This is a genomic window from Moritella dasanensis ArB 0140, assembly GCF_000276805.1.
GTDB classification, from domain to species: domain Bacteria; phylum Pseudomonadota; class Gammaproteobacteria; order Enterobacterales; family Moritellaceae; genus Moritella; species Moritella dasanensis.
On record NZ_AKXQ01000001.1, the window covers coordinates 296,037 to 309,796 of the forward strand.

11 protein-coding genes are annotated in these 13,760 nt (G+C 41.1%); 8 read left to right on the forward strand and 3 right to left on the reverse strand.

Annotation, left to right across the window (positions count from 1 at the left end; all coding sequences use genetic code 11):
- Positions 1-16 precede the first annotated feature (16 nt).
- Positions 17-1,255 carry an aromatic amino acid transport family protein gene (locus A923_RS0101285; protein ID WP_017219827.1) on the reverse strand — a complete coding sequence of 413 codons (1,239 nt, stop codon included), beginning with the start codon at positions 1,253-1,255 and terminating at the stop codon, positions 17-19.
- Positions 1,256-1,553: 298 nt separating this feature from the next.
- On the opposite strand from A923_RS0101285, the gene A923_RS0101290 reads away from it, so the two are divergent.
- From A923_RS0101290 to A923_RS0101320, 7 genes are all read left to right on the forward strand, one after another.
- Positions 1,554-3,389, forward strand: a complete 1,836-nt coding sequence (locus tag A923_RS0101290; RefSeq protein WP_026006003.1) for an ABC transporter ATP-binding protein — start codon at positions 1,554-1,556, stop codon at positions 3,387-3,389.
- A 294-nt stretch (positions 3,390-3,683) separates the two neighbouring features.
- Positions 3,684-3,911, forward strand: a complete 228-nt coding sequence (locus A923_RS0101295; RefSeq protein WP_017219829.1) for a FeoA family protein — start codon at positions 3,684-3,686, stop codon at positions 3,909-3,911.
- The gene (gene feoB, locus A923_RS0101300; protein WP_017219830.1) at positions 3,911-6,223 is read left to right on the forward strand and encodes a Fe(2+) transporter permease subunit FeoB; all 2,313 of its coding nucleotides are present in this window, start codon (positions 3,911-3,913) and stop codon (positions 6,221-6,223) included. The genes A923_RS0101295 and feoB overlap by 1 nt, the downstream gene beginning before the upstream one ends.
- Positions 6,186-6,422, forward strand: a complete 237-nt coding sequence (locus A923_RS0101305) for a FeoC-like transcriptional regulator (protein ID WP_017219831.1) — start codon at positions 6,186-6,188, stop codon at positions 6,420-6,422. The genes feoB and A923_RS0101305 overlap by 38 nt, the downstream gene beginning before the upstream one ends.
- Positions 6,423-6,596: 174 nt before the next feature.
- Complete coding sequence (locus tag A923_RS0101310; protein ID WP_017219832.1) at positions 6,597-7,799, forward strand: NnrS family protein; 1,203 nt, start codon at positions 6,597-6,599, stop codon at positions 7,797-7,799.
- Positions 7,800-7,866: 67 nt separating this feature from the next.
- A complete protein-coding gene (locus tag A923_RS0101315) occupies positions 7,867-8,202 on the forward strand; it encodes a metalloregulator ArsR/SmtB family transcription factor (protein ID WP_017219833.1) in 336 nt (111 codons plus the stop codon).
- A gap of 189 nt (positions 8,203-8,391) precedes the next feature.
- Positions 8,392-9,273 (forward strand): sigma-70 family RNA polymerase sigma factor, encoded by an 882-nt coding sequence (locus tag A923_RS0101320; protein WP_017219834.1) that lies wholly within the window; start codon positions 8,392-8,394, stop codon positions 9,271-9,273.
- 116 nt (positions 9,274-9,389) lie between these two features.
- Here the strand turns inward: A923_RS0101320 and A923_RS0101325 are convergent, their stop codons facing one another.
- Positions 9,390-10,289 (reverse strand): hypothetical protein, encoded by a 900-nt coding sequence (locus A923_RS0101325; RefSeq protein ID WP_017219835.1) that lies wholly within the window; start codon positions 10,287-10,289, stop codon positions 9,390-9,392.
- Between the two features lie 222 nt (positions 10,290-10,511).
- Here A923_RS0101325 and A923_RS21900 point away from each other — a divergent pair, with 222 nt between their 5' ends.
- Positions 10,512-10,958 carry an AAA family ATPase gene (locus tag A923_RS21900; protein WP_017219836.1) on the forward strand — a complete coding sequence of 149 codons (447 nt, stop codon included), beginning with the start codon at positions 10,512-10,514 and terminating at the stop codon, positions 10,956-10,958.
- A gap of 148 nt (positions 10,959-11,106) precedes the next feature.
- Here the strand turns inward: A923_RS21900 and A923_RS0101335 are convergent, their stop codons facing one another.
- Positions 11,107-13,545: a VolA/Pla-1 family phospholipase gene (locus A923_RS0101335; RefSeq protein WP_017219837.1), complete on the reverse strand. Its 2,439-nt coding sequence runs from the start codon at positions 13,543-13,545 to the stop codon at positions 11,107-11,109.
- Positions 13,546-13,760: the final 215 nt, after the last annotated feature.

The window sequence follows — 13,760 nt, forward strand, 5'->3', positions numbered from 1 at the left end:
TTTCTCAATTACCAGGCTAACCAACAGCAGGGATCACGTCAGCCATTTGTAAAAACTGCGACGTGATAATCAAGCAACCCATTAAGCTAGCCAGTACCAGTGTGCTATTACCACCGATAACGCGGTAACCACTTGCTTGGGCTTTACGTTGTTTCGATACCATAGCAACAGGCAAGAAGATCGCGAGAATAACCAGTGCGATTGCGGCATAACCTAACGCGGAAATGAAACCTTGTGGGTAAAACAGGGCAAAAGCCAGTGGTGGTAAAAATGTAACGAGTGCTGTTTTCACGCGATGTAACTTACCATCAGTGCCAGCGTTAGCGTCACTGCTATTAATCGTAGTATTGGTGCGTTTCATCATCCCAGATAACAAATCAAACAAGCCTAAACTCACGCCTAAGAATGATGTTGCCAAAGCAAGATCTGCAAACACCGAGACAGACTGGCTGACTTGCGGTTGTTGTAATACTGAACTAAGTGAAGCAATGAAACTGGTTAGCGAGTTATTTTCCATTAACGTAGCTTGGCTTAACACACCTTGTGTTGCAACTTGCCATAACAGGTAAATAACAAGTGGGGCGGATGCGCCACAAATCATCACTTTTTTCAGTGTTTTAATATCAATACCGACATAACGTACGATTGACGGGATGCTGCCGTGGAAACCAAACGACGTAAAAATCACCGGTAATGCGGACAATAATAAACCTTGCTGTACAGGCATTTCTAATAAATTAATCGATTCAACGTGTGGAAATAGTAGGCTTAGCGTGAGGGCTAACACAATAATTTTAACACTAAACAATACACGGTTGACCATATCCACTGAATGCGTACCGATAGAGACGACCGTCGCGACTATGATTGTCAGCAGTATTGCGCCAAACTGTGGCGTCAGTTCTAAACTCAGTAAATCATTGATCTTGTGCGTTAACTGCGAACCGCCACCGGCGATGTAAGCCGCACAAAGTGCATAGAATAAGAAGAAAGAAGCAAATGTCGCGAGGTATTGACCCGGTTTACCGAGTAAATTTTTGGCAAGGGAATTAAGCGTTGCATCTTGTTCAGCGTGTTGATGAATCTCTAACATCAACAAGGCGGTATACGTCATTAAACCCCAGTTTAGGATGATCAAGAAAGCCGCGGTATAGAAACCTAAACCGGCTGATGCAAGGGGTAACGCTAACATACCACCACCAAGTGCGGTGCCAGCAACAATAAGGGTACTGCCTACTATCTTATTCGAAGTCATAAAACATTCCATTACGGATAATCGCTAAGGGTGTAAACTTAAATTTACACCAAATGCCTTAAACATCTATAAATCGCTAAGGTTGAGCGAGTTTACTTATTTTATAGGGCTTGGTGCAACAGTTTTGGTGTAAAATGTGTAAATTAAAGTGTAATATATTGTTTACACGTTTAGTTTTAATCATGAATCAATATAAATTACCGCGGACAGCTTGCCAATCTGCTTATGTAGACTACGCTCTGACTCAATTACGTAGTACCATAGCCGGGTCTTTAAATTGCTCAGATAATAATCCTCTATGTTTAAGTTTTTCGAAAAAATGTCCTCGGCGTTCCCTAAGCATCAGCCAGAACAGCCGCCGCAAGATCTCGTGGCTTTTTGCCGTTACTATACGCGTGGTTTTGAGTCGCCGTTATTAGCGATGGCAATATTAAGTGCAATGATCGCGATATTAGAAGTGTCGTTATTTGGCTTTATGGGACAGCTGGTGGATTGGTTATCAAACCATGAACCGCAAAATTTCCTTAATGAAGAAAGTACCAACCTTATTGGCTTAAGTGTATTGATACTGGTGGGGATGCCATTATTAGTATTGCTGCACTCGTTAATCATGCATCAGACATTGCTGGGTAATTACCCTATGTCTATTCGTTGGTTAGCTCACCGTTATTTATTACGTCAAAGTGTGTCTTTTTTCCAAAGCGACTTTGCCGGACGTATTGCGACCAAGGTAATGCAAACAGCCTTATCCGTGCGTGAAACTGTAATGAAATTGCTGGATGTATTGGTTTATATCTCGGTGTACTTCCTAGCAATGCTGGTGATGATCGGCCAAGCAGACATGCGCCTGATGTTGCCGATGCTGGCGTGGTTTGTTGGTTTTATTGCCATTCAGTTATATTTTGTACCTAAGCTTAAGAAGATCTCGACAGAGCAAGCTAATGCGCGTTCGATGATGACTGGCCGATTAGTTGATAGTTATACCAACATCACCACGGTGAAACTGTTCTCGCATAACTCTCGCGAAATGGTGTATGCCGAAGAAGGCATGGACGAATTCCTTGTCACTGTGCATAAACAGATGCGTTTAGTAACCGGTTTTACTTTCTGCGTTGAATTATTGAATTACTTATTATTGTTCGGCGTCGGTGCAATTTCGATCATGTTGTGGTTAGACTCGAGTTTAAGTGTCGGTATCATTGCTGTTGCGATCAGTTTAGCGCTTCGTCTAAACAGTATGTCGAAATGGATCATGTGGGAAATTGGTGGTCTATTTGAAAACATGGGCACAGTGATTGACGGCATGAATACCTTGGCTAAACCGATTGAGATTGAAGACAAACCAAATGCTAAACCGTTAACGGTATCGGCAGGTGAAATCGAATTTGATAATATCAGTTTTCATTACGGTGAATCAGCTGGGGTGATTGAGAAATTAAACCTGACGATAAAAGCGGGTGAAAAAGTCGGTCTAGTGGGGCGTTCTGGTGCCGGTAAATCGACCTTAGTTAACTTGTTAATGCGATTTCATGATGTTGAGTCTGGCGCGATAAAAATTGATGGCCAAAATATCAGTGATGTTCAGCAAGACAGTTTACGCGGTCAAATCGGTATGGTTACACAAGATACCTCGTTATTACACCGTACTATTCGTGACAATATTATGTATGGCGATCCAGATGCCAGCGAAGCACAACTGCTTAAAGCAACAGAGCAAGCTTGTGCCCATGAGTTTATTAGTACCCTGACGGATACCTTTGGTAACAAGGGTTATGATGCGCAAGTTGGTGAGCGTGGGGTTAAACTCTCGGGTGGTCAACGCCAGCGTATCGCTATTTCTCGCGTCTTATTAAAGGATGCACCCATTCTGGTATTAGATGAAGCGACATCGGCGTTAGATTCTGAAGTTGAATCAGCCATTCAAGATAGCTTAAATGAATTGATGGAGGGCAAAACGGTGATAGCGATTGCTCACCGTTTATCAACCATTGCGGCGATGGACCGTTTGATTATTTTAGATCAAGGGTGTGTGATAGAGCAGGGTACTCATCAAGAGTTGATTGCTAAAAAAGGTATTTATGCGCAACTTTGGGCACATCAAACCGGTGGTTTTATCGGTGAAAGCGCTTCATAGTGAAAAATAGGTCTCAAACATTAATCTTAAAAAGAATGCTTATAAAGAGATCGTAAAATAGCCCTGAAAAATATGCAGCTCACAAAATAGCCATAATGGTGAGCTGCATATATTTTTTTGTTTTATACCCCACCTATAAATAAATCCACCTGTTATATAAAAATACTACTTTATGACTATTTTTAAGTCATTTTGACGATTTCATTTATACTGTATTGATTCATATCAAGAGTAATTTATACTGCCTGCGTAGAATGTTAATAATAATAGTTATCATTAGGATTAGGTGTAGATATGAAGTTAGCGTTATTAAACGATGGTGTTGTCGCTACAATTACCGATATGTCAGCTTTACCTGCTGACACACGCAAGAAGTTAATGGTGATGGGCGTATTGCCACAGACCGAAGTAACACTGATGCGTCGTGCCCCTATGGGAGATCCTTTACAAATATCTGTTCGCGGTATGTCTGTTGCAATTCGTAAGCAACTCGCGCAACAAATTGAAGTCGAGGTCGTTTAATGTTGTATCAAATCCTTACTATTGGTAACCCAAATAGCGGTAAAACCACTTTATTTAATGCATTAACGGGTGCTAACCAACGTGTTGGTAACTGGGCTGGTGTGACTGTTGATAAAAAAACAGGGCGTTATGGTCACGCTGGTGATGAGTTTTTATTAACGGACTTACCCGGCATCTATGCTTTAGACAGCAGTAATGAAGTGAACAGTGTCGATGAAATGATCGCATCGAAAGCGGCATTAAATCATGCTGCGGACTTGATCATTAACATCGTTGATGCCTCATGCCTAGAGCGTAGCTTGTACATGACGTTACAACTGCGAGAGTTAGGCCGTCCTATGGTTGTGGTCTTAAACAAGATGGATGTGCTGGCGCGTCAACGCCAAGTATTAGATATTAAAAAGTTAGAGAAAGCCCTTGGTTGCCCAGTATTAGCCTTGTCTGCCAATGCTAAAAGTGAAGTCAGCGAATTTAAACAAAATCTGCATTCATTAGTACAAAAAGGTGTAACAACAACACCGCTGGCGATGAACTATGGTCCAGAAATAGAAGCGGCGATTAGCGAATTAGATATTCACTTTTATGAGCATAATGTAGCGCCTCGTTCGCTGGCTGTTCGCGCATTAGAGAATGACAGTTTAGTGAGTGACTTACTCAGTTTAGATATCCTGATGCAGGTGTCAGAAGTAAAGAATAAAGTGGCGGAGTCGGTCGAAACTGATTTCCATATTGCCAATGTCCGTTACACCTTCTTACACAAGTTATGTAATAAAGTACGTCGTCAAGAAGGTAAGTTAAGCCGTTCATTCAGTGATAAAGTCGACCAAGTCGTATTGAATAAATACATTGGCATCCCGTTCTTCTTTGCGGTGATGTATTTGATGTTTATGTTCTCGATAAACATTGGTGGCGCATTTATCGATTTCTTCGATATCAGCTTTGGCAGTGTCCTTGTTGATGGCGGCCATTATTTGCTCGACGGCTTGTTACCCGTGTGGTTAGTGACTATTATTGCCAATGGTATTGGTGGTGGTATTCAAACGGTTGCGACTTTCATTCCGGTGATTGGTTGCTTGTATTTATTCTTGTCATTACTTGAAAGCTCAGGCTACATGGCGCGTGCTGCGTTTGTACTTGATAAAGTAATGCAAAAAATCGGCCTACCAGGTAAAGCATTTGTACCCTTGGTGCTTGGTTTTGGTTGTAACGTACCCGCGATTATGGCGACACGTACATTAGAGCATGAGCGTGAACGTCGATTAGCCGCAGCAATGGCTCCGTTTATGTCATGTGGTGCGCGATTACCTGTTTATGCCTTGTTTTCTGCGGCCTTCTTTCCTGAACATGGTCAGAATATTGTCTTTGCCTTATACATTATTGGTATTTTGGTGGCGGTATTCACGGGGATGTTATTACGTTGGAGCCTGTACCCAGGTCGCAGTGATAGCTTTATCATGGAAATGCCTGATTACGAATTACCAACGATGCAAAACATGCTGATTATTACTTGGCAAAAACTAAAACGTTTTGTTTTTGGTGCCGGTAAAACGATTGTCTTAGTGGTGGCGTTTTTAAGCTTCTTTAACTCACTGGGTACCGATGGTAGCTTTGGCAACGAAGAGAGTGAAAGTTCGATATTGTCGCAAGTCTCCCAAGTGGCAACACCATTACTTGCCCCCATTGGTATTCAAGCTGATAACTGGCAAGCAACTGTGGGTATTATTACCGGTATTTTTGCCAAAGAAGCGGTGATTGGTACCTTGAATAGCTTGTACTCAAGCGCAGAAGGTGACGATGCCGAATTTGATTTACTCGCGAGTTTAGAAGAAGCGGTATTATCAATCCCTGCCAACTTAGCCGACTTAAGTTATTCAGATCCGCTGGGCGTTGATGTGGGTGATTTGACCGACATGAGTGCAGTTGCTGACGATCAAGAAGTTGATGTGACGCTGTTTGGTAACTTAAAAGACAGCTTTGGTTCTGACGCAGCAGCCTTTGCTTTCTTATTGTTTATTTTATTATACACGCCTTGTGCGGCGGCAATGGGCGCTTATGTACGTGAATTTGGCCGACCGTTTGCCGTATTCATTGCTAGCTGGACTATGTACTTAGGCTACTTTGTTGCGACTATGTACTATCAAATCGCTGAGTTCGCAGCGCATCCGGCATCAAGCATCGGCTGGATAAGTTTCTTCAGTGTGCTAATGCTGATTGTTGTGGCGCTGTTGAAAAAACAAGGTAACAAAGTAAAACTACAAGAGGAGAAGGGCCAATATGATTTTAACGCGCCTGAAAGATCATCTTGTTGCTAACGGAAAAACCGGCAGAACTGAATTAGCAAAAAAGTTTGGCATTAGCGAAGATGGTATTGATGCAATGCTAGCATTGTGGATAGCCAAAGGTAAAATATCGACAAGCATCAGTGAGCGTCCTCGGCTTGGACAATTAAACTGCGATGTTTGGTACCGTTGGAATGATGACAATGAACTGGCTATTACAGTGTTGAACTGAGTTTTTATTAGTAGTAAACATTATTAGTAGCAAACATTATTATCAGTAAGTTTTAATAACATCAATAAAAAGGTAAATACTTGACTATTTAAGTCGGGTATTTGCCTTTAGTCAATTACAGCCCCTGTTTTTACTCATATACTTTAGTTAATTCTTATTTTAAAGGTCAAATCAATGCAAATTACTGACTTAGCTGAGGAACAAAAAATCCTCCCTGTGTTACGTCTTGGCTTCCGCCCATTCTTCTTAGCTGGCGCGTTATTTAGTGTCATCGCATTATTGCTATGGGGCGCAATGTTATCTGGTCATATTACGTTCCAACCTTATGGTGGTGGACTGTGGTGGCATATCCATGAAATGCTATTTGGTTTTGGTTGTGCAATTGTTGCCGGATTTTTGTTAACGGCGATTCAAAATTGGACGGGCTTGCGTGGTATTTCAGGGTTACCTTTGCTGGGACTGTTCATACTTTGGCTAGCGGGCAGGGTCGCGCTGTTGTTACCAATGCTGCTGAATGACTATGTCATTATACTGATTGATTTGAGCTTCTTACCGGCTGTTGCGTATATTTTGGCTAAACCTTTGCTGAAAATAAAACAGTATCGTAATTTGTTTTTTGTACCGATATTAGTGCTATTTACGGTCGCTAATATTGAAATGCATTTAGCTAAATTAGGCTTAGCGAACATGACACTTAACCAAGCTGCTTATGCATCAGTTACTTTGATGGCGGTCTTAATGTCAGTGATGGCGGGTCGTGTTGTGCCTATGTTTACCGCAAACGGCACCAAAACTGCAAAAGTATTACCTTTACCTTGGTTAGAAAAACTAGCAACAGGTAGTCTTGCTTTTATTACCGCCTTATTATTACTACAGCCGTTATTTACCGTGCCAGCCGCAGTATTTGGTACTCTGTTCTTGATCTCTGGTGTCAGTCAAGCCGTTCGCTGGTGTCGTTGGAAACCTTGGATCACTTTTGGTGTACCGCTGTTATGGTCTATCCATGGCTCGCTGTTCTTTATCTGGGTAGGACTATTCACTGTCGGCATGAGTTACTTTATCCAAGTACCCTTTGTCAGTCATTTGTGGCATTTGATTACGGTTGGTGGCATGGGTGGATTAATTCTAGCCATGATATCTCGCGTATCATTGGGTCACACTGGTCGCATGCTACAACAACCTAAAGCCATGTTTTTGGGCTTCTTGAGTATATTTATTGCCGCGACGATCCGGGTAATCGGTCCAATTTTCTGGATGCAGCATTATATTACCTTTATTAACGTGAGTATTGCATTCTGGGTTATTGCGTTTGGGTTGTTCGTTTATTATTATGCGCCAATGCTGTTTAAAGCGCGTGAAGACGGCCGACCAGGTTAGAACCGTTTGACAGTGAATCAAGGTTTATATAGAGTGGCGGCATACGCCACCTAAAATGAACGGATTTATGGAATTACTTCAGTTTTACAAGTGCTTAGCGGATGAAACTAGACTTAAAAGTTTATTACTAATACAACACGAGCACGAGCTGTGCGTGTGTGAATTAACACACGCACTTGATCAAAGCCAACCTAAAGTATCACGTCATTTAGCCTTACTCCGTCAACAAAATATTGTTGTCGACAGACGTAAAGGTCAGTGGGTGCATTATAAAATCAATCCTGAGATGCCGGATTGGGCACATCAAGTTTTAGTGCTTACCTTAGAAAATAGCCTCGAGAGTATTGCTAACGAGCTTTTACGTCTCACCGAGATGCAGAACCGTCCAGTAACCTGTAACTAATGGTGCCTTATTCTGCCTGCCTGATTGATCGCTATTGTTATACTTATTCATTGTTTCGATAAATGGTAATGTTGATTAAGCTTTTGTTTCGTATTGTGTTTTTATTTAGTGATATTAACTACAATAAAACGAAACAACCTGTCACCTTGTTGTGCTACTATGAGGGTAGTTCATAAACAGGGATGATTAATGAGTAACATTACAAGCAACGCACTTGATGTGTATTTTGATGAATTGCAGCGGTTTAGCCAGTTATTGTCTAAACAGGAAGAATACGATACAGCGGTTGCTGCAGCAAATGGAGATAAAGCTGCACGAGATACGATGATCCAATCTAATTTGAGATTGGTGCTTATGGTGGCAAAGAAATACCAGAATTACTCACTTGATTGGGACGAGATCATTCAAGAAGGTAATACTGGTTTGATGCATGCTGTCGATAAATTTGATCCCGAGAGAGGTTGTCGATTCTCAACGTATGCAGTTTGGTGGATAAGAAACAACATCGAGCAGTATATTATGAATCACGGCCGCACGATCCGGATCCCCATTCATGTTACGCGTGTTTATAAACAGATCCTGAGGGCGTCTTCTGAGCTAGGACTTGATCTTGATACTAATGAAGGTATTACCAAGATCTCGCAAGAGTTAAAGATTTCGCCGCGTAAAGTTTTGAATATATTAGGTCATTATTTCAATGAAGGTTCGCTGGATAAAGAGATCATCAGTGGTGACAATTTATTAGCGAGTTTAAAAGACTTGGTTGCCGCAGAGGTTAATTGTCAGCCGGACATTCGTTATGAAAAATGTGATTATTACGAATACATGGATGCGTTATTAGAATACTTACCCGTACGTAGTCAGAATATCATTCGCTTACGCTTTGGTTTTAAAGGCCAAGATCCAATGAGCTTAGAAGCCATTGCCCAATTGATGGATATTTCGCGCGAGCGAGTCCGACAAATCATTCGTAATGGTTTGAGTCAAGTGAGAGAGCAACTGTGTGCGAATGACTTGGTAAAAGAAGATTTTGATTTTGAAGCCGATTCTATCTGTACCATCAATGTGTAAATAGAGTATGTGTGAGCAGAGTAATGTCAGCTAGCGGTTATACTAGCTGACATACTTTCTATTAGTACTCAAACACAGCTACTCAAAACGGCATTCAAATATCAGTCTTTTAAAGACTAAGCTTTAAACGTCATGTTCAGTAACGCGATTAACTTAGCTGGATCATTTTGTGTTTGAGTAATCTCACCCAATGTGATCGCTTTTTCTGGGTTGACTGAAATCGTGAGACTTTGCGGGTCGTTAATGAACTTAATGAATGCTTCAGTGGCACCGCTTGCAACTTTGATTTGCTCATCACTTAATTCATTATTTTTATTTTCAATATCTGCAGCGAGTAACGCGCTAATCTTATCAGACATATCTTGCTTCAATTCTTCTACCGTCATATCTGACGATTGTGCTTCTTGCTTAAATAAACGTTCTACAAATGATTCATCTGTGTAGGTAAATTCAGCCGCATTAAGTTGGAAGTTAGGGTAAGCAAACAACAGTGAAACGGGTTGTTTTGGGTCAAACTCAAAATTGGCAATATTCAATGAGTATGCCATTTTTCCCATGTCTTGTGCGCTAAGGTTAAACTGCCAATCCATTACGTTATCAACGTAAGTATATTTAGTCGCTAAGCTGATGAGCATATCATCGGTGTAACCAAGTACTTTTAGCTGTGCAGCGGTTTCTGGTTCGATATCATCAATACTGATCGAGATACCATTTAATGCGAGGTCTAACACTGCAGGAAATTCTGATTCGCTATCAAAGTCATTAACTGTAATTTCATTAATCGTAATTGGCTTTGCACGACCATCGGTAGGGCTGAGTACGACATCATGCAATTGAATTTTTTGAGTGATCGGTTCAACACTCAGATCGCCATATTTAACATTAACCATTGGCTGCATTTCGATGATCTTGGCATCAAGTTGAGTTGCTACTTTATCTGTCATGTAGATTTTGCCGCCAGCATAGCTCGCTGCAAGACCGGCGATTACGACGCCTGATATTAATTTAATGTTCATGATGTCACTTATTTGTTGAGATGGACTATTAGATCTAATTATGTATTGGATATCAAAGGATTGAAATAGTTCAGCGGAATTTAGACAAATATTAAATAAAAAAACCAATGTTTATCACTGAATTGACGTTTTAACCCGTTAAGTACTAATTATATTGCATGCAAAGTATGAAGCCTTATACTTATACGCCTCATACTTTTCTAGTCGTTATAGCAGCCTCTTATGCCAGCATCATTACCCCTCATACCAGCTTTACCTTGTTTGCTTATCATCCGTGGGATCCCTGGTTCGGGGAAATCGACGCTCGCTACACATTACATGCAATCAATACCGGATGCTGTTCACTGTGAAGCGGATCATTATTTCATTAACAAGCACGGTCAGTATTGCTATGACGGACGTAAAATCAAACAGGCTCACGCATTCTGCCAGCTGAATATACGTAACGCATTAAGCCAAGGTAAATCAGTGATTGTTAGCAACACCACTATTAAGCTGTGGGAACTAACCGCACTGTTAGATATTGCCGCTTGTTATGACGTCACGCCACACATTATTCATTGCTGTGGTCAGTTCACCAGCACCCATAATGTACCCGCTGATATTGTCGCTAGAATGGCGCTGAGTTATGAACCTGATCCTGATGAAAGCCGTTATATTCCAAGCTAAGTATTTTATCTTCGACATACAGCAATATCCGCTTTGGCATATTTAACGTGTTAGTCTTTAAATAGGGTTCATTATCTAGAAACCAAGGTTTAAAACTAAACCTTGGTTTGTTATGAGTAAGTACTCATTTTATTGTTTGATTATTGGGTTAATCAAGTAGGGTATTATTTTCAATTGTCATCATTCTACCGTCACCAGCTAAGAAGCTTGAAATTTGGATTTGTAATTCATCTGTTGCCATTTTATCTGCACCTGGTGTCTTCCAGTTATAGGCAATTGCAGAGCTATGTTCACCGACGTTGATTAACGCCACTTTCTTGATTGTAGTATTGTCAGTACCAATATTATCCAGACCAAGTTGTTTGATTAGTGGTGTTGTACCGGCAATCGGTGAAAAAGGCGCTGCATTTTTATTATCTGTGTTTTCCCCTGTGTTAGTCGTTACAATATTGGGGATGACCATATCGCTTTTAACCTGAGCGAGGTAAATTGGCGTTAACGCATCGATATTTCGAGCAAGCGAAAATGGGTCAACAGTTTCAAGAACCGTTTGAGCTGCAATTGCAAAGCTTTTGAATGTCTTGTCGATTGTTGCTTGAGCTCCAGGCGTATCTGCCGCCTCCTTGTAGTATTTGTTGAAACAGCCCATTTCGATAATACGGCATGACTTACGTGCAAAGGCTTGGTACTCAGTACTTGCTCCCATCATTAAGCTATGCTTAAGCGTACCGCCAAAGACTGCTGAATTGAGCAGTAAGTATGGAATACTACCGCCTGGATTGGCAAATACTGCTTTATCAATGGCGAAGCTATCATTACCTCGCATAGGGCGATCAATTGTTGCTTGTAAACTAATGCCTGTTATCGCGCCAAGTGAGTGCCCGAAGAAACTGACATGTTTTGTATCGAGAACAGCAAATGCTGTATCTTCTATGCTTGGTGAGTTGGCTTTCTGTGCCGAACCGATCATCGCGATACCTGCACGTAAACCGAGTAGATCAGCAACAGCTTGGCGCATGTTATCACGACCAACAGCTAGATATTCAAAGTTCAGGAATACGTCTGCAGTAGCTGAGGTTGTTACAGTACCATCTTCAAGCGCACGTTCACCATGTAGTGGTAAATCAATAGCTAGTATTGCATAGCCCTTAGTAAGCGCTTCGACAGAGGCTAGGATATTTTCTTTAACAGAAGTAATACCGTGTTGATAAATAACCACAGGAACTGGGTTTTCAGCCGTTACTTCGACTCCAGCTTTATCAAATTCTGGGGTGATTAATAAGAAATTAACATCTTCAACTGATTTCACTTGTGGCAGGGGACTGTATTTAGTTATTAAACGCTCGCTATCAAGTGGCTTGCCATTAAGCGTGAACGATTTACCTACAAGCTTTAGTTGCTCCGCCTGCTTCGAAATATTCTCAGGATCAATCCCTGCTGCATCTAACTGTCTGCCGAGTTCTAATTTTTCGGCGTCAGAGCCCGAATTTAATACGTGAGTAATGATAGCCAAACTTGGCGTCGCACTTTGCCATGGTGTACTCTTCCATTTGTCATCGGCTAGATCACGTTCTAGAAATGAAGGAAGCTTAATTTTACCTTTGTGAACCTTAACGCCGGTTGATTTTAGCATGGCTGACGCAGGGGTTTCCGACGTTAGCTCTGATGTCATAGGGTTATATAAGCCTGTTAAATCTAAATTATTTGGATTCGCACTGTTAGGCAGAAGTGAATCATCTTCTAAAGGCCATATCTTATTTGCCGTTGCATCGTTATTGATTGATTGCAGGGTTAAGGCTGTAGCTAATTTTGTAAAATAAAGCGCTTCACCAGCAGAAGATGTCGTAAACCAACTTGAATAAATAATGTTTTCATAATTGGCGATACCGTAACTATGCATCAAGCCTTCGACCTGCCAGACTACTTTCTGTGGTATTTCAAAAACGTTACCAGTTTGAGCTATCTGGGTATTTTTCAATGACGCATAGTTGTTTGACATGCCGAGTTGGTCACCAGAGCTATCGACGAGTGTATCTGTTATGGCATAGATATAGTCACTGCCATGTTCCAGACTGCCGTTAAGCGGTAATACCGTTAATGATGTGCCGTCTGACATTACGCTATAATCGACACCAGCTATTAACACATCTACAGATGGATCTTCGATGCTAAATACTTTGGTGCTTGATACTTTGACCCGAACAATCTTAATGGCAGACTCTAATAATGCAGTATCTGTTGTTAGTGTAACGTCAGTCGGTAAACTAAGTTCAATGACGAAAGATTGTGTTGGACTCCAGCCATCGGTATCGCCCATCGCTACCGCGGGGTTATTTCGGTCGGTAGGATCATCGTCAACGTTAAGGGGAATGTTTAACGTACCATCTGAGCTATCCATCAATAAGTAAGTGGGTCTCGATACCATTTGTTCTGAAGATATTAAATCAAACGCGATACTTGATTGACGATTAAGAGAATCTTTAATGATGTCATCGGTATTGTTACTTAGATCTGTTTTATCATTTCCGCAGGCTGTTAACCCAAGCACGCTTGCTATTGTAATCGCTAGAATTTTCTTATTTCTCATTGATAATCCCGATTTTTGAATGTAGAAAATTAACGCTTCGCGTTAACGAAGTGCTATATATTGGTATTGTTAAGTAGGCTGCTATGATTAACTTATAATTGGACTTGCCACTTTTGAGGTATTCTTTGTTATATTGTTCTGGATTGAAAGGATGTTTTCATTTGTTTACAATTCACGACATTGCGTCACATAAGATCTTTTGGTTAACATTTGTA

What these genes read in the sequence shown, in the direction of transcription:
- A923_RS0101285 (WP_017219827.1), bottom strand. Translation starts at nt 1,255, where the DNA reads ATGACTTCGAATAAGATAGTAGGCAGTACCCTTATTGTTGCTGGCACC.
- A923_RS0101290 (WP_026006003.1), top strand. Translation starts at nt 1,554, where the DNA reads ATGTTTAAGTTTTTCGAAAAAATGTCCTCGGCGTTCCCTAAGCATCAG.
- A923_RS0101295 (WP_017219829.1), top strand. Translation starts at nt 3,684, where the DNA reads ATGAAGTTAGCGTTATTAAACGATGGTGTTGTCGCTACAATTACCGAT.
- feoB (WP_017219830.1), top strand. Translation starts at nt 3,911, where the DNA reads ATGTTGTATCAAATCCTTACTATTGGTAACCCAAATAGCGGTAAAACC.
- A923_RS0101305 (WP_017219831.1), top strand. Translation starts at nt 6,186, where the DNA reads ATGATTTTAACGCGCCTGAAAGATCATCTTGTTGCTAACGGAAAAACC.
- A923_RS0101310 (WP_017219832.1), top strand. Translation starts at nt 6,597, where the DNA reads ATGCAAATTACTGACTTAGCTGAGGAACAAAAAATCCTCCCTGTGTTA.
- A923_RS0101315 (WP_017219833.1), top strand. Translation starts at nt 7,867, where the DNA reads ATGGAATTACTTCAGTTTTACAAGTGCTTAGCGGATGAAACTAGACTT.
- A923_RS0101320 (WP_017219834.1), top strand. Translation starts at nt 8,392, where the DNA reads ATGAGTAACATTACAAGCAACGCACTTGATGTGTATTTTGATGAATTG.
- A923_RS0101325 (WP_017219835.1), bottom strand. Translation starts at nt 10,289, where the DNA reads ATGAACATTAAATTAATATCAGGCGTCGTAATCGCCGGTCTTGCAGCG.
- A923_RS21900 (WP_017219836.1), top strand. Translation starts at nt 10,512, where the DNA reads ATGCCAGCATCATTACCCCTCATACCAGCTTTACCTTGTTTGCTTATC.
- A923_RS0101335 (WP_017219837.1), bottom strand. Translation starts at nt 13,545, where the DNA reads ATGAGAAATAAGAAAATTCTAGCGATTACAATAGCAAGCGTGCTTGGG.